This is a genomic window from Pseudomonas sp. S3_A09 (assembly GCF_054668065.1).
Window position 1 is genome coordinate 2,899,774 of record NZ_CP162752.1, and the last position, 23,856, is coordinate 2,923,629.

The following is a 23,856-nucleotide window of genomic DNA, read 5'->3' on the forward strand; positions in this document are numbered from 1 at the left end:
GCTACTTCACCGTGCCGCGAATAAACGCGTCAACAACTGAAGTTCCATATTTTTTCCGTAGTTTATTTAAGTAGTGGGGGTCGGTAGTGTTTACGTAGTTCAAATAACCCGATATCTGTAAAAGGCCAACACTGTTGTCTCCTTTTAGTTTTGAACTTTCTGATTCTAGTCTATCATTGAATTTGGTTTTATCACTCGCGTAGAAGTGAAGTAGAACCTCAATTGTATTTTTTAGTTTTGAATCAATGGTGACGGCCCCATTGGGCAAAATAACCATCCCCAAAATTTTTATTTTATTTCCTACAGAGGAAAATTTGGTTTTGCTGAAGTTTAGGTTTAGCTTCTCGCCGAAACACTCTTTCAGCATTTCTCCAACTGTAGTATCGATCCCATATAGTCGGGTGTCCCCACTGCTAGACAAGATAATGTCGTCAGAATATCTAGTGTAAATTAGATTTTGAGCGATACAGTAATCTTCAAGTATGCTGTCAAATTTTTGAAGGCACGCATTGCTAATGATAGGGGATGTTGAAAACCCAATGGGCAGCATGTCATTTACGGTTGACATTTCTATAATTCTATCTAAATATCTGTCTATGTCGGAGACAGGTATAGAGTCGAAATTGTTTTTTACTGTTTCTCTTACTAAGGCGCTATCAATACTGTTAAAAAAGCTTTTCAGGTCTGTTTGAAAAAAATGACGGCTGCCGGCATGTTTTTGTACTGCACTTGCAACGTTCACTCCTTTTCTGTAGGAATAAACAACATTTTCATTTACTTTTAAAAATTCAAAGACAAATAAATTTAGAAATTTATGGTAGGCCTTCAGTTTTTCGTCGGTCTTGTATAGTTCCATGCCTTTGAGGGTGGTTACTTTATAGCGTGTTGTTATATCTCCCGCCAAAAAATCCTGGAAATCATGTTTTCCATGATACATGGCGTCAAATATCGAGCTTAATTCTTTCTTTGCCATAACAGCCCCTCAAACCTTCGACTCACTATGTGTTACGCGAATTTTTTATTCGTGACAGCAAAACTAATACTGTTGTGGTGTTTGCCTCAGTCTATATATGTACAGCAGACTATGGATTCAGGCTGGGGTCACTGTGACAAAAAAAAGGCGCATAAGCAGATATTAAGCCAGAATGCACCATAAGTGCATAGCTAATTGAACAGTTGAAAGTGATCTTTAGGTGCAGGCAGGAAGGGGGTTACGGGTAACGCAAATTTTACTGTTCGTGCGGCTTCCCTCAATCAGCAGATTGGGGAAGTCACACAAAAGTAACTCGGATACAGGCCTTTAGAGGTCAGCTTGAGACTGGAGATGCTCCTAGTCACTGACATGAAGAGATCCTAAGCCGCATTCCCAAAAAAAACAAGGGTAGGCAGGTCATCCCTGAGTTCTAGCTCTGAGATATGTACAGTCATATTCTGTGAGTCTAAAGCTGACCCAGTGCTGATATACGTCGCCTGCCGAGACGAATGTCCGCTATTGGGTCGTTTCTGCCGAACTCCTATTTTTTTTGCGATGGTCGGTCTTTACGTCCTCTATGGATGGTGCAACTGCACCTATCACTTTGAATTGCCAAGGCTTCCCTAGACGAGCAGTGATCAACTGCATGGTCAGTAGATAGTAATAGCGCGTTGATTCGGCGTGTTGATTGAGGTGGTTTTTTAGAAACCATGCGAGATGCTTTCTCTGCCAGGCCCATGGGTTCTCTCGGTGCCAGCGATCAGAGATCGCCGCTTGAATGGCTTTTGCTTGGCGTAGGTGACGTTCGCGAGTGGCATGCGACCCGGTGAGAACGCCCGCCAGAAAAATCTCCATATCGAATGGCTTGCTCATGCTCGAGCGCCAATGTACGCCGATACAACGTCGATTCGACCGTGCCCCAGCTCATAGCTGATTTGTGCTCGAGCCTTCTGATCGAGGTGGTAACAATTGCCTCCATTGAAGGGGGCGGGATGAAGGGTGATTTGCTCGTAGCGTTCGCATGCATAGGCCGCCCGCAGTTCGTGGAAGCCTTTGAGGTTGTGCGTGTGGAGGATGTCTCGAGCGGGGCGAACAGTGCCCTGTAAGAAATCCTGGTAGCTTTCGTGCGGAGCTAATACGTTGCGGCTAGTGTCAGGCGAGGCCTGTTCGGCAAACCTCAGGGCATCACGAATATGATTATCTACCCCGAGCCAGCGAGGTGCCGAAGCACCTGCGCGACCACCTTTGGTGCCATCCTGGATGTTGATCTTCCCGTATTGTTCAGACTCGCGCTTCAGGCGCGGAAGGTCGGCTAAAATCGCCTCGCGCAAGCGCATGCCGGTGGCTCGCGCCAACTGCGCGATGGCCGCAGCGCGCGGCATTTTGCGTTCGCAGAGCACGGCGACGAGCCGCTTCACGTGTTCGCGGTCTTGGCCTCGCGGCACCGAGCGACGAACATTGGTGCGCTGCATTTCCAACGCCTTGCTCGGACTCGGTACTTTCACGTACTGATCACCGCGAAGCGCTGCCATGGTCCGGTTCACGCTGGATAATCGATTTTGTGCGGTGGCGATAGCGAGGTCGCCGCGCTCGACTAAGTGACTCAGATGCGCCGCGTAATCCGACAAGATCTGGCGATCTATCTGCCGTGCATCGTTGAGCCCTGGTCCATCGTCTGAGCGGCACCAGCGCGCAAACGCCTGCCAGCGATCGCGGTGCGCTTTGACCGTGCCGTAATGCCCTCCGCCGAACATGTCTTTTAACGCCTGCGGTCCGGCATAACTCAGTTGCCGACCATACCCAAAATTACGCCCATCCCGTCTACCGACCAATCCCATGACCAAACTCCTCTCGAAGCCACACTTGTAAAACCTTCCCCACGTCATCCCGCCAAGAATGTTGAGTGTTATCAGGGATCAAGGCCCCTGCGACCTGTGAGGGTTGTCCACTAACGCGGGACTGGCGGCTCCTTACGACCGGGAGCTTGGGCATCTCATGATCTGGCCTCCTGAGCACTTCCGAAGAAGTGGGCGGGTGGAGGCTGCGCTGGCTGACGAGACCAGCGCCGCGAGATCCTGAGTCGGGTGAAGGCAGTGAGGCGATGACCGGGGCATGCCTGACTGTCAGTCAGGTGCAGTCCATTCCCTGGGCTGCGGCACCATCATCTGCATCGCTGTTGCTGGTGACTTCGGTGTTTGTCACGCCGATTGTCACGAGGGGGAATGCCGCAAAGCCTTGTACGAGTTGGGCTGCAGCAGCGGTAGGAGCGCCCGTCTCTTTCCGGGAGAAAGAGACGGGCGCAGGTTGGCGCAAGGAAATGGCCAAGCGGATAGGTTGCTGCAGGGCAACTATAAAGGGGTATGAGTTGCCGCAGTGGGCACTCTGGTAGAAGTAGGCATCCATCACATCGCTGTGACCGTGCGAGCCACCGGACGCTAATCGCACTTTGGGAGAACCACCACCGTGTGGCGTAGCCTTAAAGGTTCTGGCTACCTGGGTTGCTGTCAACGACAGCGCTTTGCCCGATATTTTCTACGCCTGTGGATAATTTGGGTCAAGGCTCGAATTTTCGGAAACTCTGCGGCTGTGGATGAAATTATCCACCGGTGGAAATCCGTGGTTTTCCACAGACAGTTGCGTGGGCTTTAGATTTTTTAAGTGAGGTCCATCCAAACAGGGCGGCTTTGCAGCCCTGTTTGGATGGACCCGCGTGGCAGAGCAGATTGCGAGAGTCTTACGGATGTACGCTTGCTTTACTGCGGCACTTTAAAAGCCAAAGCAGTGTAAGCACCGTCGGCCAAAACAACGTGTTAAGAATGTCGTGAGCGCTTGCCTGCCAGCGCCAGTATCCGAAGCTTCCAATATCGTCTCGCCGATCTACCCACTCGCCAGCACACGCAATGATGAAAACAACCAGCCAGCCAAGGTATGGCCTGAATCGTCGGGTGCCGACGATCAACGTTAAATAGATCGCCATGCCCAAATAAATATGCAGCGCGTCTTTTGACAGTCCGGTTGCCGACACAATGGCGAGCTTGATGCTTTGTGCGGTTGAGATATCCATATCAATTCCTCCTCTCTGCGCCAATGCCAGGCTTCGCCTTTATCCGAGTAACGTTATCTCCAATCTGGTTGGCAAATTCGTGTGGAGTAACATGCTCCTGCCGGTTGGCCTCCAGATACCGGCTCCACCAGTTCATGATCAGTCTGCGCTCCTCGATGAACTCGGCCTTGTGGATGTAAGCGGCGCGGACGTTGTTGCGCTCCTTGTGGCTCATTTGCCTTTCAATGGCGGTCTCGGACCACAGCCCTGACTCGATCAGTGCGCTGCAGGCCATCGAACGAAACCCATGTCCGCAGATATCGGTTTTGGTGTCGTATCCCATCGTCCGAAGCGCGTTGTTCACGGTATTTTCGGACATGGGCTTCCAGGGTTTGGCATCCCCTGCGAAGACCAATGCGAATTTGCCTGTGAGTGCATGGATTTTTTCGAGTAGCGCCACTGCTTGCGGCGATAAGGGTACTAAATGGATATCCCCTGCCATCTTCGTACCCCTTGTGGAAAAGGGTACTCCCTCCAGCGCGGGTCGAGTGTCCGGTATCTCCCAGGTGCCGCGCTTGAGGTCGAACTCGCTCCAGCGTGCGAAACGCAGCTCGCTGGATCGTACAAACACATGCAGCGACAGCATCACCGTCAGACGGGTAAGTGCCCGGCCTTTATAGGTGTCGATCCGCTCCTGCAGTTCCGGCAGTCGCGATAAGGGTAAAGCAGGGCGATGTACCACTCGCGGGGCTTTGATCAAGCCTTCGAGGTCGTAAGCAGGGTTTACGGTGATAAGCCGGAGGCGCTTTGCCTCGCGCATGATGCTCTGCAGGTAGTTTTGTACCCTTAAAGCTACGTCTATCGTTCCGCGCTTCTTGATCGCTTCCAAGGGCTGCATAAGGTCATGGGTGTCGAGATCAACAATGGCGCGTGCGCCAATCAGCGGGAATACGTGGGTTTTGAGGCGGCTCATCACAGTCTTGGAGTGGCCTGGTGCCCACTTGGCCGACATTTCCGTGTGCCAGTCCAGCGCAACGCTTTCAAAGGTTCTGCCTTTGATCACGGCTTCCGCCTTGGCTTGGTGCTTGGTCTTTATGGGATCAATGCCATCCGCCAGCATTCGCTTGACCTCCAAGCGCTTGCGGCGCGCATCGGCGAGGCCGATGACGGGGTAGTTGCCGAACGAGGTCAGTCCTTCCCGTCCGTCAGGTTTGACGTAACGGAGCCGCCAGCCTTTGCGGCCGTTGGGTTGGACTAGGAGATAGAGGCCATCGCCGTCGAAAAGCTTGTAGGCGCGGTCTGTAGGTTTTGCCAAGCGGCAAGCTGCGTCGGAGAGCGGAGCAGTAGTACGCGACATAAGGGTACTCCCTTTTATCGAAGTGTCCTGTATCCCAAACTCTACCCTTAAAACGGTTGGTATCCACCGGTTTCTGACGGAATCCGATGGAACGCCAAAACGAAAAAACCCGCCAGAAGGCGGGTTTTTCGGGGGTTCCAGAGATTTTGAAAGCCTTCTCTGGAACCTTGTATGGTGCCGGCACCAGGAGTCGAACCCGGGACCTACTGATTACAAGTCAGTTGCTCTACCAACTGAGCTATACCGGCGTGTTAGGGCGACGATTATAGCGATTGGCGAGGTTCTGTAAACCCCTGAATTATGACTATTTTTGCAAACCTGCAGGTTTTTTCGTCTTGTGCGGTTTACGGGGTGTGGCGGGGCTTCTTTCTTCAGCTTCCGTCTGCGCAGTTGTCGGCGAATTTGCTGTAGTTCAGTACGTGTTTTTGGCCGTGGGAGTCCAGGTAGGTCATGTGGGTATTGACCACGCCGCAGGAGGCGGCGTTGTCCTCCACGGTGGCGACGATGCGTTGGATGTCTGGCTTCGGCTTTGTGTCGGCGTGGGCGTTGAAGGTGAAGGCGAGCAGGCTGGCGGCGATGAAGATGTTCCAGTTGTTGGGGTTCATGGGTGCGTCCTCGGTGCAGGTCAATAGTGGGTGTGGGTCCTATTGAATGCCGGGGAGGTATATGGGGTGTGTCGCAAAACTCGGGTTTTGTTTCGTTTTGTATGGGGCGTGTGCCGAGGTACATGCCAATACGCGTCGGGCGAAATGATTGATAAGTTGATCAAAAATTGCGCTAAATAAATCTAAGCATTTGATTATTATAAGAAAAAATATAAGTCATATAAATGGCGCCAAGCCGCTCATCTGAAACAAGTTAGCTGAAATCATCAAAATACTGACACTATCAAGGTGATATCACACAATGCGCGCCTTATTTTATTCAACCATTTAAAGGGGGGAGCAAAGGCAGTGAGTCGCGCAGATGACATTTCCAAACTATACGACGCACTGACTGGCACCCTCCGTGTTGATCAGCCCCAGGTCGATGAGCCAGTTTCGCCTGGCTTGAAAAGCTTGCTCGATCAGCTGAATCAGGGCGCAGCCCCGCATCTTTATCCGCTTGAACTGGGTGAGGGGACGCTGTGCGACGTGTATTCGGAGGCAGCGGCGCCCAAGGTTGTGGTGGTGGTCTCCGCCAAGGGTGGGGTTGGCCGCACCACGCTCACGGCGGCACTCGCCAGCAGCCTGCAGCGACAGGGCCATCCTGCGCTTGCGCTGGACCTGGACCCGCAAGACGGACTGCGCCATCACCTGGCGCCCGGTGTGAATATGGCGGGCGTTGGCGCAACCAGCCTGCTCAACAAAACCTGGGAAGCGTTACCGGTTCGTGGTTTTGCCGGATGCCGGGTAGTGGCGTTCGGTGAAACCGACCCGGTGCAACAGCAAAGCTTGAATCGTTGGCTGGGCCAGGATCTGGAGTTTTTGGCCAAGCGTCTGGATGGGATGAAATTGAGTGGCCGGGACACGCTGATCATTGATGTGCCGGCAGGCAATACCGTATACCTGAGCCAGGCTATGTCGGTTGCCGACGTGGTGTTGGTGGTGGTGCAAGCGGATGTCGCATCATTTCGCAGCCTGACTCAAATGGACCGTGTGCTCGCCCCTTACCTGGACCACGCGAAGTCACCGTACCGCTTCTACGTGATCAACCAGGTTGACCCTGCTCATCGGTTCAGCCAGGACATGGTCGACGTATTCAAGCTTCGCCTGGGGGAGGCCGTGCTTGGAACCCTCCAGCGCGATCCCGCGTTTATCGAAGCTCAGGCTTACGGGCGCGACCCCCTCGATCCGGTAAGCAACAGTGCCGCGTGCCGGGATCTGAGTAGTCTATGTCGCGAATTGCTCAAGCGAATCAATTAAGCGCGTCGATGGTTGAAGCATTGCAGGCCATTAAATTGACGATTTGCCGCTTATCTAAAAAATGAGCAGGTTTATCATCAAAATAATGACACTTTGTCAGTGCTGTCACAGAATGCGACAACAGAGACGCCGATAATAAGACCTGCGGTGAGCCTTCTACTTGCCGACCCTTCACGTCTTTAAGCCGCGTCGTGGGGAGTTCGGGCCATGAGCCTTGCTAACGAGTTTTTCGTGTTGTTCGGTAAAAATGTCACGCGAGATGCCCAAGGGCTCAACGCACGGCTGCATTTTTTCGGCAGCATTCCCGTCGAGGATGGCAGCCCCGTTTCGAGCACCCGCGAAGACGTGCCGTCAATGAATGTCCGCGCGGCGCGGCCCACCGTGGTGGCTTTGGTCTCCGTCAATGGCGGCGTGGGTCGCAGCACTCTGGCTACGGCCTTGAGCAGCGGCTTGCAGCGCCAGGGCGAGTCGGTGGTGGCCTTGGACCTTGACCCGCAAAATGCCCTGCGTCATCACTTCGGGGTCAGCCCGGATGCAGAGGGACTCGGCCCTGCCAGCTTGCAGAACGCGCAATGGGCGGCGATCCAGCAGCCTGGTTTCGCTGGCTGCAAGGTGATCACCTTCGGTAGCACCAGTACCCGGCAGCAAGAAAGCCTGCAGCGCTGGCTCACCCATGAGCCGGATTGGCTCGCACGGCGCCTGGAAGACTTGAGCTTGGGCGCGCGCCATACGCTGATCATCGATACCCCTGCCGGTAACAACGTTTACTTCCAGCAGGCGCTGAGCGTGGCTGATGTAGTGCTGGTCGTCACCCAGGCCGATGCAGCGTCGCTGGCCACCCTGGATCAACTGGATGCGCTGTTGGCGCCCCATCTGAAGCGCGAGCGCCCGCCGCGCGTGCATTTTGTGGTCAATCAAGTGGACGAGTGCAATGCGTTCAGCCTGGACATGGTCGAAGCATTCAAGCAGCGTTTGGGCAGCACCCTGTACGAGGTTCACCGTGATGTGGTCATCAGCGAATCCCTGGCTTTCAGCACCGACCCACTGGACAGCCAGTCGATGCGCCTGGCCGCTGACGATATCAATGACCTGTGCCGGTTGTTGAGGGTGTCGAAAAAATACGTCTAGAGCGCGGTTTATACGCTTAACGCCAGATGCTTATGCACAATCGGTTGGATGGCGGTGTCACGAAAAAGCCATTTTGTGGAGCCGTTCTCATCACGCCGCAACTGCCTGTTTTGCGTGCGTTTTATTTTGTGAACAAAAAATGACCAGCGCCGTTTATGAGCTGTAGTGCAGATGGTTACAGGCCCCGTAAAGAAATCATCAACAGAGTTATCCACAGGCTGCCTGCGACAATTTCGCCCCTTAATCGCGCTCGGCAAGCACCATCAAGTTGCGCGGCGTCAGTGCGGGTTCGCAAAAGGTGCCTACTTGGACGTTGTAGCCGTTTTCGTCGAGAAACAATGCCCGATCCAGTACCAGCCACATTTCCAGTGGGCGCCGAAACAGACCACGCACCAGTTCCAAATTCCTGACCTCGGCCAGGCGGCGCCAGCCGTACGCTTCCAGCGCCGCCCAATCCTGTTCAGCTGTGGATAACCCTTTGAGGCCTGCCAGTTCCCGGCAATAGTCGGCAAAGGGTTTGTCCAGCCAACTGGCAGGCAGGGAGGGCGTTGGCAGGTATTGGTCGACGCCACGAAGGTCGCGTTGCAGTTGATCGAACCCCAGGCGTCGCGCCATGGACGTGTCCCGTTGCAGGCGCACGCGTTTGCCTGCGGTGACGGTTTCGCTCAGCGGCAGGCCGAGGTCATCGATCGACAGTTGCAGGCGTGACGCCCGGCCTGCATTGGACAGTGGCTGGTAGGCGTCAGCATGGATGCGGTTATAGCAGCACGGCGCCAGCGCCAGCTGTTTGCAGCCGGCCGCGCTGGCCAGGTGCAGCAGGCGCACATGCAGGTCGCCACAGGCATGCAGGGCGACGGGCGTGTGTTCGGGGGTGATCGCCACATCGGCCATCACGTCTTGCAGGCGATGGGTCACCGGCAAGCCATGATGGTTGCTCAAGGCCTGGCCTGCAGCGATCAGCGCAGGGTCGTATTCCAGGCAGGTCAGTGCCTGCCCGGTTTGTAACAGACGACGACCGAGGTGGCCCTTGCCCGCGCACCAGTCCAGCCAGTGTGTGGGTGTCTGTGCAAACTGCAGTGCCGCGCCAAAGGCTTCAATCTGTTCCCACTTGCGACCCGGAACATCCACATTCAGGCGATGGCGAGCGGCTTGCAGCGGGTGCATCGGTAACTTATCCACAGCACTGAGCTGCAGGGCTTGCGCAGCAAGCTGTGGAAAAGGTGCAGGCGCGGCGAGGTCATGGGGATGGTTGTGACGGGCTTCGGCTTCGGCCAACGAGCGTTGGCGAAGCCACTGGGCGAGGTCGGGATGCTCGGCTTCCCAAGGTAACTGGCGATGCGTAAAGGGCCGTGGTTTCCACAGCCCTTGGTGCTCGATCAGGAACGCATCCAGCGCGTGGAAGCGGGCCTCAACGTCCTTGGCAAGCATCGACGCGCAGCCAGCGTTCCAGCAGCTTGAAGCCGCGTACCAGCACGTACGCCATCAACAGGTAGAACAGGCCGGCGGCGAAGAAGATCTCTACCGGCAGGTACGTACGGGCAATGATGGTCCGCGCCATGCCGGTCAATTCCAGCAGGGTGACGGTGCTGGCCAGGGCGCTGGCCTTGAGCATCAGGATCACTTCGTTGCTGTACGCCGGCAGGCCGATGCGCGAGGCGCGCGGCAGGATGATGTAGAACAGTGTCTTCGGCTTGGACATGCCCAGGGCGCGCGCGGCTTCAATCTCGCCCGGCGGGATGGCCTGGATCGCGCCGCGCAGGATCTCGGCGATGTAGGCGGCGGTGTGCAGGGTCATGGTGGCAGTGGCGCACCAGAACGGATCGCGCAGGTAGGGCCACATGAAGCTCTCGCGCACCGAGTCGAACTGCGCCAGGCCGTAGTAGACCAGGAACAACTGCACCAGCAACGGCGTGCCACGGAAGAAGAAAATGTAGGCATAGGGCAGGGCGCTGACATACCAGCGGCGCGAGGAGCGCGCGATACCCAGCGGAATTGCCAGCAACAGGCCGGCGATGACCGCAATGGCCACCAGCTCCAGGGTGAGGATGGCACCCTGGGCCAGCTTGGGCAGCCATTTGATGATCACGGCCCAGTTCAGGCCCAGGTCGAAATGCGCCAGCCAGCTGTAGTCGCCGCTCATTGGGTGCTCCTTGCAAAGCCGCGGGCGGCGCGTTTTTCCAGGAAGTGCATGCCGGTCATGGCCAGCACGGTCAGGCCCAGGTACATGAAGGCGGCGACCATGAAGAAGGTGAATGGCTGCTTGGTGACGGTCACGCCGATCTGCGCATGGCGCATGATTTCTTCCAGGCCGATCACCGATACCAGCGCGGTGTCTTTCATCAGGATCATGAACAGGTTGCCAAGGCCCGGTAGGGCGATGCGCCACATCTGCGGCATGATCAGCCGAGTGAAGATCCGGAACTTCGACAGCCCCAAGGCGATACCGGCTTCACGGTGGCCTTTGGGAATGGCGAGGATCGCGCCACGGAACACTTCCGTTGCGTAGGCACCAAAGCACAGGCCCAGGGCGATCACCCCGGCGGCAAAGGCACTGAGGGAAAGGTCGGGGTTGCCAAAGAACTCCCCGAGGGCACGCATCAGGTTGACCGTGCCGAAGTAAATCAGCAGCACCCACAACAGCTCTGGAATACCGCGAACAATGGTCGAGTAAGCGCCGCCAAGCCATTGCAGCGGCTTGTACGGCGAAGTCTTGGCCAAGGCGCCGGCAAGGCCTAGCACCAGCCCCAGGCACAAGGCCGTGAGCGCCAGTTTGACGGTCATCAGCGCGCCAGCGGCGAGCGCCGGGCCGAATCCGTAGAGATCGAAATTCATGGTGTTTTCATATCGCGGCAGGCATTGCAAAAAGCCGACGCGCTCAACTGAGCGCGCCGGGCATACCGTTCAGATCATTCGATGCTGAAAGGGAAGTACTTGTCGTTGATCTTCTTGTAGGTGCCGTCTGCCTTGATCTCTGCCAGGGCTTTGTTCAGGCGCTCGCGCAGTGGGTCGCCCTTGCGTACGGCGATACCGATCTTGTCGCTTTCTACCACCGGGTCGCCTTTGAACTCGTAGGCCGAACCGTCTTTGCTCTTGAGCCATTCGTACTGCACGTACTTGTCAGCCAGGATGCCGTCCAGGCGACCGGAGGTCAGGTCGAGGTAGGCGTTTTCCTGGGTGTCGTACAGCTTGGCTTCGGTATCCGGCAGCTTGTCTTCCAGGTAAGTACCGGCCAACGTGGCGCGTTGTGCACCGATCACTTTGCCTTTGAGGTAAGCGGCGTCGGTCTTGAAGTCGGCGGTGGCTTTAGGCGCGATGAACTGCAGCTTGTTGGAGTAGTACGGGTCGGTGAAGTCGACGGCCGCCTTGCGCTCCTCGGTGATCGACAGCGAGGACACCAGGAAGTCGAACTTCTTGGCGTTCAGGGCCGGGATGATGCCGTCCCAATCTGACACATACACTTCGCACTTCTCGACTTTCATCTTGGCGCACAGGGCGTCGCCGATGTCTTTGTCGAAGCCCACGACGTTGCCGCTGGCGTCTTTATTATTAAACGGCGGGTAGGCCGCTTCGATCCCCATTTTCAAGGTTTCTGCCATGGCCGTGGCGCTGAACGCCATCGAGACGGCCGCAGCCAGAAGGAATTTTTTATAGTTCTGCATGCATGTTGCTCCGTTAGCGGTTGCTGGACATGAATTGTTTGCAGCGCGCCGAAAGCGGGTTTTCAAACACCTGCTGTGGCGATCCTTGCTCTTCGACCAGGCCCTGGTGCAGGAACACCACTTCACTGGACACCTGACGGGCGAAGCCCATTTCATGGGTGACCAGCAGCATGGTGCGGCCTTCTTCGGCCAGTGCGCGGATCACATTAAGTACTTCCTGAACCATTTCCGGGTCAAGCGCCGAAGTGGGCTCATCGAACAGGATGACTTTAGGCTGCATCGCCAGAGTGCGCGCAATGGCCGCCCGTTGCTGCTGGCCGCCGGACAGTTGCGCGGGGTACGCGTGGCGTTTGTCGGCAATGCCGACCTTGGCCAGCAGGGCTTCGGCGACTTCGATGGCTTCGGCTTTGCTTTGGCCGAGCACACGGCGAGGGGCCTCGATGATGTTGTCGAGGATGCTCATGTGCGGCCACAGGTTAAAGTTTTGAAACACAAAACCGATTTCGCTGCGCAGGCGGTTGATCTGCTTGCCGTCGGCGGCCATCAATTCGCCGTTTTTCGCGGCCTTGAGCTTGAGTTCTTCACCGGCCACCAGGATCTGGCCCTGGTGCGGGTTTTCCAGCAGGTTGATGCAGCGCAGGAAGGTGGACTTGCCGGAACCGGAGGAACCCAGGATCGAGATCACATCGCCGTCGCGAGCGGTCAGCGAGATACCTTTGAGTACCTCCAGCTCACCATAGCGTTTATGCAAGTTGCGGATTTCAAGCGCGGGCGTGGCCTCGGCCATGTGGGGTCCTCATTGTGTTCATTGCAATCCTGCTGTTGGGCCGCCTTCCTGGCGAGGCGCCAAGCTAGCATAGCGTCTTGATGGCAGCCAACAGCGTGGCCGGCGGTAAACAGGTGGTGTGCGGCAGGGTGTCGCATCGGCACAGCAGCGTGTCGCGCCATCAACAACCGAACATCCGTTTGAACCTGAAAAACTGCAGGCTTCGCGTAAAAAAGGGCGCGATGGTGCCAGCTTTGGTCGGGTGTTGGAAGGGTTAACCGGGCAAACGGTGCATATCAGCCCTTTTGTGGGGCGTCACGTACTTTTTGTGTGTGTTTATGGTGCGTTTATTCGTCTTGAATGTGAGTCGCACGGTAACGCTATAGCGGAATGCCATTGTTCTCAATGACTTGCGAGGCGTGTTGAAACTTCCTACAGCCCGCGTCAATCGCGGCGCTGTAACATTTTGGCGCAAATCTTGCGTAAAAAATAAAGAACGCCCTGTTGGTTTCTTTTCACGACAAAGATTCCGAGCCGGGCCGACCGTTTTCGCAATTCCTCGTAAAGGTGTGTCAATGAGTAGTACGCAAAGCTCCAATGACCTCGAACAGGGGCTCAAACCGCGTCACGTCACCATGCTGTCGATTGCCGGCGTTATCGGTGCCGGTTTGTTTGTCGGCTCCGGCCACGCGATTGCTGCCGCCGGCCCGGCCGTACTGTTGGCGTATGCCGCTGCGGGGACGCTGGTGGTGTTGGTGATGCGAATGCTGGCCGAAATGGCCGTGGCGTCGCCGGACACCGGTTCGTTCTCCACCTACGCTGACCGGGCGATCGGCCACTGGGCCGGTTTCACCATTGGCTGGTTGTACTGGTGGTTCTGGGTGTTGGTGATTCCGTTGGAAGCCAACGCTGCCGCGACCATCCTTCATGCCTGGTTCCCTGATATTGCGATCTGGGTCTTTACCCTGGTCATCACTCTGCTGCTGACAGCAACCAACCTGTTCAGCGTGAAGAACTACGGCGAGTTCGAGTTCTGGTTTGCGTTGATCAAGGTCGTGGCGATCGTGGGCTTCGTGATCCTCGGCCTGGCCGCTATTTTCGGGTTCCTGCCGACCAGCCAGGTCAGCGGTGTTTCCCACCTGTTCGACACCCAAGGCTTCATGCCCAACGGCATGGGCGCTGTGTTGGCTGCAATCCTGACCACCATGTTTTCGTTCATGGGCACTGAGATTGTCACCATCGCCGCCGCTGAGTCGAAGAACCCAGGCCAGCAAATTACCAAGGCAACCAACTCGGTGATCTGGCGGATTGGTTTGTTCTACCTGTTGTCGATCTTCATCGTGGTGTCCCTGGTGCCGTGGAACGATCCGACCCTGGCAGCCGTAGGTTCCTACCAGACCGTGCTGGAACGCATGGGCATCCCGAACGCCAAGCTGATCGTCGACCTGGTGGTATTGGTTGCCGTGACCAGCTGCTTGAACTCGGCGCTGTACACCGCTTCGCGCATGCTGTTCTCCCTGGGTCGTCGCGGTGATGCGCCAGCGGTGGCCAAGCGCACCAACAAGAGCGGCACGCCTTACTGGGCTGTGCTGTTGTCGACTGGCGCGGCATTCCTGGCGGTATTCGCCAACTACGTGGCCCCGGCGGCAGTGTTCGAATTCCTGCTGGCCAGCTCCGGCGCCATTGCGCTGCTGGTGTACCTGGTGATCGCCGTGTCGCAACTGCGCATGCGCCAGAAACGCACGGCGGCGGGCGAGAAGATTGTCTTCAAGATGTGGCTGTTCCCAGGCCTGACCTACGCGGTGATGGTGTTCATCGTGGGTACGCTGACCATCATGCTGTTCCAGGAAGCGCACCGTATCGAGATCATTGCGACTGGGGTGCTGAGCTTGCTGGTGGTGGCGGCGGGGCTGTTTGTGTCGAGCCGTCGCAAGACACAGAGGGTAGGTGCTGCGGCACTTAACTGATGTGATATAAGCCGGTGCTTGAGGGCGCCGGCATTAAAAATGTGGGAGCGGGCTTGCTCGCGAAAGTGGTAGATCAGTCACTATTTCTGGCGACTGAAACACCGAATTCGCGAGCAAGCCCGCTCCCACATTTGGTTTTGTATCAGTCCTGGGAGTTGGTCAGCGCTTGGGACGCCGCGACGTAATCCGCCTGGAACTGCGGCGACTCGATCCACGCCAGGGCCGCGGCTTCATCATCGGTATCTGTAGCCCACTGCCGATACTCGATCAGCGCCGCCAGGATAAAATCGGTGGCTTCTTCTTCGCCTTCCTGTTCCAGCACCAGTGCCAGCAACGGGTGGGCCAAGAACACGGCGCACAAGGCCTGTTGGCTGGTTTCGCCAGCGGTGCGCATCTCTACGAACAGCTCGGTCAAATCCACTGACTCAAGGTCAATGCGACTGTCGTCGCCGGCAAATGCGTCCGGCTTGGTCGCTACGGCACGCTGGGTACGGTTCTGCTTGGCCTTGGCCTTTGCCCGGTGGGCACGTTTTTGTTGCTTGTTCGGCGAGGCCATGGGCTCAGCGTCCTAGGTTTCGGATCGGGATGGGGTATTGAAGCGCAGGTTGAGGGAAATCCCAAGGGTATCTGCAGCCAATTGGCCGGTTTGAAGCCACGCCAATGCAATCGGCCACAGCCGATCCTGATACTCGCTGCGAAAAAATGCGAAATGTCCGACTTCCTTTTCGCCTATGTCTTCAGGCGCGATCCGCAGATGAGTGCGCGCACTGCTGTCGAAGTAATCCAATAGTCGCTCGATGGCAGCTACTGTTCCGAAGGGGTCGTCGGTGATACTGATAGCCAGTATCTGCGCCTTCACACGACTGAATGGCAACTTACCCAAGGCTCGTCCGCTGGGGCGTGTTTCGTACCTGGGCGTCGGGGTGCTCCAGTCCCGCACCACGCCCGCTGGAGTGTCTTCCAGCCAGCCCAGGCGCTTGCCGGGAAAGTGCCCGCACAGCTTGGTCAATAACGGCATCACCACATGCCACTTGGCGAACATTCGCCAGCGCACGTCCGCCGCGTAATCGCGCCAGTACGCAAACTGCGCGCCTACGGTCACCATTCGCCGAATGACCGCACCCGATGCCCCGAGCCCTGCCGCGCAGCCACCGAAGCTATGGCCGACGACATCAATCGGCTGTCCCGGAAACTCCCGTTGCGCGCGCTTCAGCATTGCCTCGAAATCCAGCGCGCCCCAATCCGACCATGAGGCCTTGAAGCCACGCAATGAGCCATTGCGGGATTCGCCGATGCCACGGTAGTCGTAGGTGATGACGTCAACGCCGTTGGCGAACAGGTAGTCGGCAAAGCGCGCGTAGTGGCGGCAGCGGACGGAGGTGGCGGCGTTGATGATGACGACCGGGCGCTCAAGGTCGGTGCGCGGGTGGTGCCAGGTGAAGCCGCCCAGGACGTAGCCGTCGGCGGCAGGTTCCTGGAAAGCTTCCGGAGTGGGGCGGGTTGGGCGGTTCATGGGACTGTCGGGTCCTTGCGCCTTGGGTAAGGGCATGCTGGCTCACGCGCTTTTTTATAAGACGCCGAACTTAACAAATTTCGGGCATTGTGATTGCGAAGATTGTCGGGGTGCTCGACCTTTCCCCCTCCAGATGCTTAGGCTGACGGCCTTTCGATCTATCTGGGCCAGCCTCATGACTCGCGACGTCCTCGAACACAACCAAATTCCGGTCTACTTCGCAGCCGTTCTGCTGGCGGTCGGCTTCGGTCTGTTCGCACCCTCATTCGCCCAGGGCCTCAACGCGTTTGTCACCCCTGCCATCGCGGTGCTGATGTACGCAATGTTCCTGCAAATCCCCTTTCTGGACGTGCGCCAAAGCCTGAGCAACAAACGCTTTTTGTCGGCATTGCTGCTCGCCAACTTCATCCTCATTCCGTTACTGGTATGGGCATTGACTCAAAGCCTGGCAGGACGCCCGGCTCTGCTGGTTGGGGCGTTGCTGGTATTACTGACCCCGTGCATCGACTACGTGGTGGTGTTTACCCATATCGGCAAGGGCGATTCACGGCTGATGCTGGCGGCGACGCCGGTGTTGTTGTTGCTTCAGTTGGCGCTGTTGCCGATCTATTTGAGCGTGATGCTCGGGACACAGTCCGCCGTGGTGGTGGAGGTGGGTCCGTTTATCGAGGCGTTCTTCCTGCTGATCGTGGTGCCGATGGTTCTGGCCGTACTCACGACTTCTCTGGCACGGCAATCATCGCTCGTCAGTGCTTGGAACGTCGCCTGGGCGTGGATGCCGGTGCCGGCGATGGCGCTGGTGCTGTTTGTAGTGATCGGCTCGCAAATCATCTCGGTGGTGCGGGATATCAACCTGCTGCTGCCGGTGATCCCGGTGTACATCGGTTTCCTGTTGCTGGCGCCATTGATGGGTGCGCTGGCATCGAGGCTGTTTGCGCTGCCTGCGGTGACGGCCAGGGCGGTGACGTTCAGCGCGTCGACGCGCAATTCGCTGGTGGTGTTGCCCTTGGCGCTGGCGCTGCCGGAGGACGTGCGTGGGTTGGCAGCGACGGCCGTGATCCTGCAAACCTTGGTCGAATTGGTGGGCGAGTTGATTTATGTACGACTGATTCCGAAATGGGTGTGGCCCGCGGGTCGGTAAAAACGGGAATGTTCAGGTCCGTTCAGGCGCTATTCAGCAGGGCAGTCGGCACCATAAGTCGGCGCCCCTTACCTGACAGGTCAACCGATGGATCACCGCAACCGTTTTCGCCTGGAGTCCCTAGGCATCTTCCTGTTTGCAATGCTGCTTTTTACCCTGGGTATCTGGGATCAGCAGCCCCAGGGATTTGACGGACGCTGGGCGCTGTTCCTGCAAGAAATGTTTCGCCATGGCGCGAGCCTTTTCCCGACCACCTACGGCCAGCCCTACGCGGATTACCCAGGCACCGCGACTTTCCTCAGCTTTGTGGTTGCCCGACTCTTTGGCGCGCCCAACCATCTGGCCAATGTGCTGCCCACCGCCCTGGCTTCCGCGGGCGTGGTTACCTTGATTTATCGGTTGCTGGTCCCGGCGAATCGCCAGTGGGCGCTGCTCACTGTGCTGTTGACCCTGCTTACCACTCAACTGCTCGAAAAATCCCGCTCGGTCTGCCTGGATCAGATGGTGGCGTTGTTGTGTGTAGGAAGTTTTTATCTGTTGCACAGTGGCGGGCGTTGGAGGCGGCTTGCGGTGTTTCCGTTGTTCATCCTGGGCTTTGCGATACGCGGGCCGCTGGGGTTGATCGAAGTCTGTGGCGTGGTCTGTGTGTACTGGGCGTTGGGCAAGCCTGGGGAGCGTGTGAAACAGGTGCTGATTCACGGCGCTTTTGGCCTAGTGCTGCTGGCAATCTGTTGGTGGTTGCTGATGAAGTTGGCGCGCATCAGTGGGGGCGACGCCTTTGCCGACGAGGTCTTCAGGATGCAGGTAGGCGGCCGTCTCGATGAAACCGGCGAGCCGTTCTATTTCTACTTCCAATTGAGCCTGTACCGCTATTTCCCGGTGGTGCCATTGGCGCTGGCCACAATGATTGCGCTGCGTCATCGCTGGTCCGAGCGGTTCGAAGGTGACCTGCAATGGGTGGCACGACTCGGCGCCTGCGGCTTGATGATCTTGCTCGGGCTGTCGGTGCCGCACTTCAAGCGTGCGTATTACGTCCTGCCCATGGTGCCGATGTTTGCGGCTGTCGCGGCCTATGGGTTGCTTCAGGCGCCAGGTTGGCTCTCGGGCGTGCGCCGATGCTACGAAGGGCTGATCGTGGCGCTGCCGGCGTTGTGCGTGGTTGTAGTCTTTGTCTGTCGGCATGGGTGGCAAAAGCAGGGTTACTGGCCCGACGTTTCGCTGCCGTTGCTGATTGGCGTGTTGGCGGTGTTGCAAGTCGCAGCGCTGATCGCCTGGCGGCGAGTGGGGCGGTTGGTGTGGCTCAGCCTGATCGCATTGATGGCGCAATGGTTGCTATTGGTGACGGTAGTGGAGCCGGCCAAGGACCTGCAATTCGATACCCGTAAGTTTGTGGGTCAGGTCGAAGCGATGCGTGCCACGGCGCCTGGGCCGCTGGTGTTTATCAACCTGGGCCGGGACACTTGGGCGGTGCGCTACATGATGAACCTGAATCACGATGAGCAGCCGGTATTTATCGGCAGGGCAGAGCTTGATCAGCTAGAGGGCGTGCCCCGGCCTGCGTGGGTGATTGTGGCGCGCAAGGAAACGGCATTGCTCAAAGGGACGGCGCTGGAGCATCAGCATGCGGTATTCAGTGGGCGGTTGAATGACAATCCATTGATGGTGTTTTTGCTCAACTGAAAGGCGGTGGGTTGCGTACTGTCACTTCATCTTCGGTCCCGATAAAGACAGTATTCAGTGATGCGTTCGGCTACTGTGACCTGCGCAAAATACACTGACGCACTTTTTCAAGGATTGAAATGAAAGCCCTATTGCTTGTGTTATCCACCGTCGCCCTGCTGTACGGCTGCACCACGCCGCTCACGTCCGACATGTCTAGCCCGTCGATTGCCGACACCAAAACCGTGGTGTTCGGTGGTAAAACGTTCGTTCTCAAATTTCAGAAACCGGGCTTGTGGGAGTATTTCCCGGCAGAGGAAAGCATCGATGCCTGGAATGAAATGCTGGACTTCACCGTCGTGCCTCGGGAGATGAACCGCTTCAAACCCCTCGACCTCGCCAAGCGCGCCATCCAGCTTCACCAGCAAGAAAACCCGAACATGCCTGCGATCCTGCTGACCGACAATAAAACCGGAATCGATTATTCGATGATGTTTTATCCCACCTCATTGCGTAAAGACGGGCAATTCTCGGAAATCAGTTATTTCAAGTATTACAGGGATGGCACTACCGGGCAGACCATCATCTTTCACTTTGCCAGGAACATTCCAAGACCGAACGAGCCCTCGCAAAGCGCAATAGAAGCAGGCCGGGAAATAGTGCCGCTGATAGAGGCGTTCCCGCTGTATCGGCCGTAATGCCGTTGAACGCACAGCACCGATCGATTCGCCGGCGGTGCTTGCCGGAAAAGCGTCTATAAGATTTGTATTTTGAAGGGTGGCGAGGGCCGTAAACGAAAAAACCCCTGAGACCTTTCGGAATCAGGGGTTTCGGTATTTTGGTGCCCAGAGACGGAATCGAACCGCCGACACGGGGATTTTCAATCCCCTGCTCTACCGACTGAGCTATCTGGGCAACGGGGCGCATTAAACGGGTTTTTCAGGGGGTCGTCAAGCAAGTTTTCAAAAAATATTTAATTATTACCGTCGCTTACGTGCAGACCCCGGTTTTTGATCAATTATTGAGCAGGTGGCACGTAGCCGTCGGCCTTGGCGTAATCCTCGCCGGAAAAGAACTTGTCCATTTCGCCCGCCAGGTATTTACGGTCTTCGGCGTTCATCATGTTCAGGCGCTTTTCGTTGATCAGCAGGGTCTGGTGTTTCAGCCAGTCGCCCCAGGCCTTGGCCGAGACGTGCTCGAAAATGTCCTGGCCTTTGGCGCCCGGGTAAGGAGGGCGTTCGAGGCCTGGCAGTTCTTCTTTGTACTTGCGGCACATGATGGTGCGGGTCATGACGAAACTCCTGCATTCAATACGTCGGCCGCGCGTTTCAGCAGTTTTTTTACCGGGGCGGCAAGGCCCAGGCGCGGCGGGGTGGCGAGGTTATACCAGAGCCAGTCGGCCTCGGCCACGTGATGGGCGGATTCCTCGACCTGGACCAGCCAGGGTTCGATGGCGAGCTGGAAGTGGCTGAAGGTGTGGATCAGCCCCGGCAGTTCCTGGTGCTTGCCCAGCGCCAGCGCGTGCTGGTTGGCCAGGTGTTCCAGGTCTTGCAGGTCATCCAGCTCCGGCAGACTCCAGAGACCGCCCCACAGGCCCGTCGAAGGGCGGCGGTAAAGCAGGATTGCGCCCTCGGCATTGGCCAGCAGCGGCATCAGCGTGCGCTTTTGCGGGATGGTCTTGCGTGGCTTGGGGATTGGATAACGTGTCTCCAGGCCGAGCATGTGGGCTTCGCAGCCTTTTTCCAGTGGGCACAGCAGGCAGCTGGGTTTACTGCGGGTGCAAAGCGTGGCGCCCATGTCCATCATCGCCTGGGTGTAGGCGTTGACACGGTCATGGGGCGTGAAGCGTTCTGCGGTGGCCCACAACTGCTTGGCCACCTTGGGCTCGCCTGGGTAGCCCTCTTGCGCGGTAAAGCGCGCCAGCACGCGCTTGACGTTGCCGTCGAGGATCGGCGCGCGCAGGCCCATGCTCAGGCTGGCGATCGCGCCAGCGGTGGACAAGCCGATGCCGGGCAGCTCGGTGAGCTTCTCGACATCCTTGGGAAACTCGCCGCCGTACTCGGCCACGACAATCTTTGCGGTCTTCTGCAGGTTGCGCGCGCGGGTGTAGTAACCCAGGCCGGTCCACAAATGCAGTACTTCATCTTCCGGTGCCGCGGCCAGGGCCTCGACCGTTGGCAGCGAAGCCATGAAACGGTCGAAGTAATTGAGCACGGTGCTCACCTGGGTCTGTTGCAGCATGATCTCCGAGACCCACACCCGGTAAGGCGTGATGCCCTGTTGCCAGGGCAGGTCATGGCGACCGTGGCGGTCGTACCAGTCAAGCACCGCCGTTGAAAACTGCTCGTCTCTCATCGTTTGAACAGGCCTTTCAAAGCATCTTTGAGCTGCGGATTAACCTTGTCGAGCTTCTCTTCCAGCTTCTCGTTCAGGCGGTTGCCGGCGGCCTTGATGGCGACCTGGCCCAGGCCGTCCTTGTCCAGGCGGCAGGCCTTGGCGCCGAGTTCCAGCGGGCCACGGCAGCGCAACGGCACTTCGATGCCCTGGAAGTTCGAGCCCACCTGGCAGGCGGGATCCGGCGTTTCACGCTGGTCGCCTTCGACGATGATACCGACGCGGTAGTCCATGCCCAGCACGCGCAGGTCGACGTCGCCATTGCCGTTGACGGTCAGGCCCGGGATGCGCACTTTCAGGTCGGGGTTGCTGGCCACGCCGTTACGGAAGGTCAGGTTGCCCTTCAATTCCTGGAATGGCGTGTCCTTGCCTTGTGGTGTGCTGCTCAAGGTCTTGCGGTTGAGCAAGGCGATACCGGTGCACAGCTGCTGTTCAAGGTTGGCGTTGAGCAATACGCCGTTGTTGATCACAAAGCTGGCGGTGCCGTTGAGGCTGTCGATCAGGGCTTTCTGGCTATTGCCGCGGCCCGTGAGGTTGCTGTCGAGGGTGACTTGGCCCTTCACCGGCGGGTTTTGCCCCTGAGCTTGCAGGATGCGTTCGACCGGCACTTGCTTGATGTGGCTTTGCAGCGCGAGTACCGGGATGTCCTGGCGCACGTCGAGCGTGCCATTGGCCTGGAACGAGCCGTTGTAGAGACCGCCGCTCAGGGTGTCGAGCTTGAGCTGGCCATCGACGCCGGACGCCTTGAGCACCGCATTCTGGATGGGCAGCTTGCTCAGGGTCAGTTGGCCGAAGGCCAGGTCGGCGTTCACATCCAGCGTGCGCAGGCGTGTCAGCGGCAACAGTTTGTCGGTGCTCCAGGCACCTTTGGTCGGCGCGTCGGGCAGTGGCGTGGTGCCGCCGGCAGCCATGGCACCGGCTTCGCTGTTCTGCACTTCGGCCTGGCGGGCTGCGGCTGCGCCTTTGGCGGATTCAGACTTGGCCGGCAGGTAATTGTCGGCGTTGAAGGTATCGCTTTTGAGTTGGACGCGCAGGGATTGCTTGGCAAAGTCTTCCACGGCGAGGCGACCGGTGAAGGTGCTGCCGTCGAGTTTCAGGTTCAGGTCTTCCAGGGCCAGGCTGGTCGGCGTGCCCTTGAGACGGCTGACCAGTTCGACTTTGCTCAGGCTGCCCTCGGCCATGGGCGGCAGCGGGTGGCCGACGCCGTCGAGGAATTTGGCCAGGTCAAACTGGGCGATGGACAGCGCGCCGCTCAACTGCGGAGTCTTGTCCAGGTCGTTGACCTTCAGCTCGCCCAAGGCGCGTAACTGGTTGGCCGAGAGCTTCACGTTGGTCCATTCGGCGATATTGGCCGCCTGATCCACCAGCAATTGGCCCTGGGTCGAGAACGTCACGGTCTTGCCTTGCAGCGGCTCGCCCGTGGCTTCGCCGGTGATCTTCATGTCTTCAAACTGATAGCGCTTGAGCGCACGCTGGATACGCAGGTTGCCGTTGAGCTCGGTCTTGACGCGCATCACCGGCTGGTTGCTGCCGAAGAAGGCAGTGAGTTTCACCGGGATGCTGGCGCCTTCGTGCACGGCACCGGCGCTCAGTTGGATGCTTTCGGCGCTGAACTGCTTGCCGGTCTGCTCGTCGTTGTATTCGACGCGCGCGTTGTTGATCGTCAGGCTGTCGATGTCCAGGCGGATGGGCTTCGAGGGCTTTTCCGGTTCGGTCTCGGCAGGCTGCTCAACCGAGCCTGGGCTGCCGACGGTCGCCTCGGTCACGTTCTTGCCGATGTCTTCCCAGTTGCCGTGGCCTTGTTTGTCACGGTTGAGGCGCAGGTTGAGGCCTTCGACGCGTACATCGCTCATCTGCACTTCGCGGCGCAGCAGCGGCAGCACGCGCACCGACAGGCCAAGCATCTGCAGGTCGGCGAACGGCTGGGTCGGCGCGGTCAGTGTCGCCACGCTGGCTTCGTGCAGTTCAAGCCCGAGCCAGGGGAATAGGCTCCAGCCGATATCGCCATTGAGCGTCAGCTCGATGTGGGCCTTGTCGCGGGCAATCTGGCGAATCTCGTCTTTATAGTCGTTGGGATCGAAGAGATGGGTCAGGGCAAAGCCTAGAGCCACAATGATCAGCAACAGCCCGAGAAGTACCAGACCCAGGATTTTGCCGAACGCTTTCATGGGCGAGTCCTTGTATGTCGATTTCAAAATTTAGCCGCAGAGTATAACGCCCGACGGCCTGCGTCAGTGCCACGATCGTTACATTGTATCCAGGGCCGGGGAAACGGGTTTTTGGCGTCAAACAAAACAGATTTCCTGAAAAAGGTGATATCAGTTTGGTTTTTCTGTCATCCACAGATGCTAA

22 protein-coding genes and 2 tRNA genes are annotated in these 23,856 nt (G+C 57.6%); 6 read left to right on the top strand and 18 right to left on the bottom strand.

The features are described 5' to 3' along the window. Position 1: 1 nt before the first annotated feature. The 7 genes from AB4N92_RS13645 to AB4N92_RS13675 form a co-directional block, all read right to left on the bottom strand. The gene (locus AB4N92_RS13645) at positions 2–973 is read right to left on the bottom strand and encodes a reverse transcriptase domain-containing protein (protein WP_169372074.1); all 972 of its coding nucleotides are present in this window, start codon (positions 971–973) and stop codon (positions 2–4) included. A 516-nt stretch (positions 974–1,489) separates the two neighbouring features. After that, a complete protein-coding gene (locus tag AB4N92_RS13650) occupies positions 1,490–1,846 on the bottom strand; it encodes a hypothetical protein (protein WP_460130310.1) in 357 nt (118 codons plus the stop codon). Continuing rightward, on the bottom strand, positions 1,843–2,811 hold the full coding sequence (locus AB4N92_RS13655) for an integrase domain-containing protein (RefSeq protein WP_460130311.1): 969 nt from the start codon (positions 2,809–2,811) through the stop codon (positions 1,843–1,845). Before AB4N92_RS13655 ends, AB4N92_RS13650 begins: the two co-directional genes overlap by 4 nt. An 896-nt stretch (positions 2,812–3,707) precedes the next feature. Continuing rightward, on the bottom strand, positions 3,708–4,037 hold the full coding sequence (locus tag AB4N92_RS13660) for a hypothetical protein (protein WP_460130312.1): 330 nt from the start codon (positions 4,035–4,037) through the stop codon (positions 3,708–3,710). Position 4,038: 1 nt separating this feature from the next. Then, positions 4,039–5,373 carry a tyrosine-type recombinase/integrase gene (locus tag AB4N92_RS13665; protein WP_460130314.1) on the bottom strand — a complete coding sequence of 445 codons (1,335 nt, stop codon included), beginning with the start codon at positions 5,371–5,373 and terminating at the stop codon, positions 4,039–4,041. Between the two features lie 172 nt (positions 5,374–5,545). Next, positions 5,546–5,621 (bottom strand) — tRNA-Thr (locus AB4N92_RS13670). Positions 5,622–5,744: 123 nt separating this feature from the next. Continuing rightward, positions 5,745–5,978 carry a DUF2790 domain-containing protein gene (locus AB4N92_RS13675; RefSeq protein WP_045791400.1) on the bottom strand — a complete coding sequence of 78 codons (234 nt, stop codon included), beginning with the start codon at positions 5,976–5,978 and terminating at the stop codon, positions 5,745–5,747. 348 nt (positions 5,979–6,326) lie between these two features. On the opposite strand from AB4N92_RS13675, the gene bcsQ (AB4N92_RS13680) reads away from it, so the two are divergent. Both bcsQ (AB4N92_RS13680) and bcsQ (AB4N92_RS13685) read left to right on the top strand, forming a co-directional pair. After that, positions 6,327–7,277, top strand: coding sequence for a cellulose biosynthesis protein BcsQ (gene bcsQ / locus AB4N92_RS13680; protein ID WP_198581298.1), 951 nt, complete (start codon positions 6,327–6,329; stop codon positions 7,275–7,277). A 207-nt stretch (positions 7,278–7,484) separates the two neighbouring features. Then, positions 7,485–8,405: a cellulose biosynthesis protein BcsQ gene (gene bcsQ / locus AB4N92_RS13685; RefSeq protein ID WP_021492201.1), complete on the top strand. Its 921-nt coding sequence runs from the start codon at positions 7,485–7,487 to the stop codon at positions 8,403–8,405. A gap of 240 nt (positions 8,406–8,645) precedes the next feature. Here the strand turns inward: bcsQ (AB4N92_RS13685) and AB4N92_RS13690 are convergent, their stop codons facing one another. From AB4N92_RS13690 to AB4N92_RS13710, 5 genes are all read right to left on the bottom strand, one after another. Next, complete coding sequence (locus AB4N92_RS13690; protein WP_236267109.1) at positions 8,646–9,833, bottom strand: methyltransferase; 1,188 nt, start codon at positions 9,831–9,833, stop codon at positions 8,646–8,648. Further along, positions 9,814–10,503 (bottom strand): ABC transporter permease, encoded by a 690-nt coding sequence (locus tag AB4N92_RS13695; protein ID WP_029529264.1) that lies wholly within the window; start codon positions 10,501–10,503, stop codon positions 9,814–9,816. The genes AB4N92_RS13690 and AB4N92_RS13695 overlap by 20 nt, the downstream gene beginning before the upstream one ends. 38 nt (positions 10,504–10,541) lie before the next feature. Beyond that, positions 10,542–11,237, bottom strand: coding sequence for an ABC transporter permease (locus AB4N92_RS13700; RefSeq protein ID WP_010213911.1), 696 nt, complete (start codon positions 11,235–11,237; stop codon positions 10,542–10,544). Between the two features lie 74 nt (positions 11,238–11,311). Next, on the bottom strand, positions 11,312–12,064 hold the full coding sequence (locus AB4N92_RS13705; protein ID WP_010213907.1) for an ABC transporter substrate-binding protein: 753 nt from the start codon (positions 12,062–12,064) through the stop codon (positions 11,312–11,314). Positions 12,065–12,077: 13 nt separating this feature from the next. Next, positions 12,078–12,851 (bottom strand): ABC transporter ATP-binding protein, encoded by a 774-nt coding sequence (locus AB4N92_RS13710; protein ID WP_010213906.1) that lies wholly within the window; start codon positions 12,849–12,851, stop codon positions 12,078–12,080. Positions 12,852–13,405: 554 nt separating this feature from the next. Between AB4N92_RS13710 and gabP the strand changes: the two genes are divergently transcribed. Next, positions 13,406–14,797, top strand: coding sequence for a GABA permease (gene gabP, locus AB4N92_RS13715; protein ID WP_042571325.1), 1,392 nt, complete (start codon positions 13,406–13,408; stop codon positions 14,795–14,797). Positions 14,798–14,939: 142 nt separating this feature from the next. Here the strand turns inward: gabP and AB4N92_RS13720 are convergent, their stop codons facing one another. Then, positions 14,940–15,353, bottom strand: coding sequence for a hypothetical protein (locus tag AB4N92_RS13720; RefSeq protein WP_042571326.1), 414 nt, complete (start codon positions 15,351–15,353; stop codon positions 14,940–14,942). A gap of 12 nt (positions 15,354–15,365) precedes the next feature. After that, on the bottom strand, positions 15,366–16,310 hold the full coding sequence (locus tag AB4N92_RS13725) for an alpha/beta hydrolase family protein (protein WP_021492197.1): 945 nt from the start codon (positions 16,308–16,310) through the stop codon (positions 15,366–15,368). Positions 16,311–16,485: 175 nt separating this feature from the next. Here AB4N92_RS13725 and AB4N92_RS13730 point away from each other — a divergent pair, with 175 nt between their 5' ends. The 3 genes from AB4N92_RS13730 (at position 16,486) to AB4N92_RS13740 (ending at position 19,808) form a co-directional block, all read left to right on the top strand. After that, positions 16,486–17,451, top strand: coding sequence for an arsenic resistance protein (locus AB4N92_RS13730; protein ID WP_137205719.1), 966 nt, complete (start codon positions 16,486–16,488; stop codon positions 17,449–17,451). A gap of 87 nt (positions 17,452–17,538) precedes the next feature. Then, positions 17,539–19,131 carry an ArnT family glycosyltransferase gene (locus AB4N92_RS13735; RefSeq protein WP_236267108.1) on the top strand — a complete coding sequence of 531 codons (1,593 nt, stop codon included), beginning with the start codon at positions 17,539–17,541 and terminating at the stop codon, positions 19,129–19,131. Between the two features lie 119 nt (positions 19,132–19,250). Further along, on the top strand, positions 19,251–19,808 hold the full coding sequence (locus tag AB4N92_RS13740) for a hypothetical protein (RefSeq protein WP_010213896.1): 558 nt from the start codon (positions 19,251–19,253) through the stop codon (positions 19,806–19,808). 141 nt (positions 19,809–19,949) lie between these two features. Here AB4N92_RS13740 and AB4N92_RS13745 read toward each other — a convergent pair. The 4 genes from AB4N92_RS13745 to AB4N92_RS13760 form a co-directional block, all read right to left on the bottom strand. Continuing rightward, positions 19,950–20,025 (bottom strand) — tRNA-Phe (locus AB4N92_RS13745). 103 nt (positions 20,026–20,128) lie between these two features. Then, entirely contained in the window at positions 20,129–20,401 is a 273-nt protein-coding gene (locus AB4N92_RS13750) for an oxidative damage protection protein (RefSeq protein WP_010213895.1), read from the bottom strand. Continuing rightward, on the bottom strand, positions 20,398–21,465 hold the full coding sequence (mutY, locus tag AB4N92_RS13755; RefSeq protein ID WP_010213893.1) for an A/G-specific adenine glycosylase: 1,068 nt from the start codon (positions 21,463–21,465) through the stop codon (positions 20,398–20,400). The genes AB4N92_RS13750 and mutY overlap by 4 nt, the downstream gene beginning before the upstream one ends. Next, positions 21,462–23,672: an AsmA family protein gene (locus AB4N92_RS13760; protein ID WP_460130319.1), complete on the bottom strand. Its 2,211-nt coding sequence runs from the start codon at positions 23,670–23,672 to the stop codon at positions 21,462–21,464. The genes mutY and AB4N92_RS13760 overlap by 4 nt, the downstream gene beginning before the upstream one ends. Positions 23,673–23,856 lie beyond the last annotated feature (184 nt).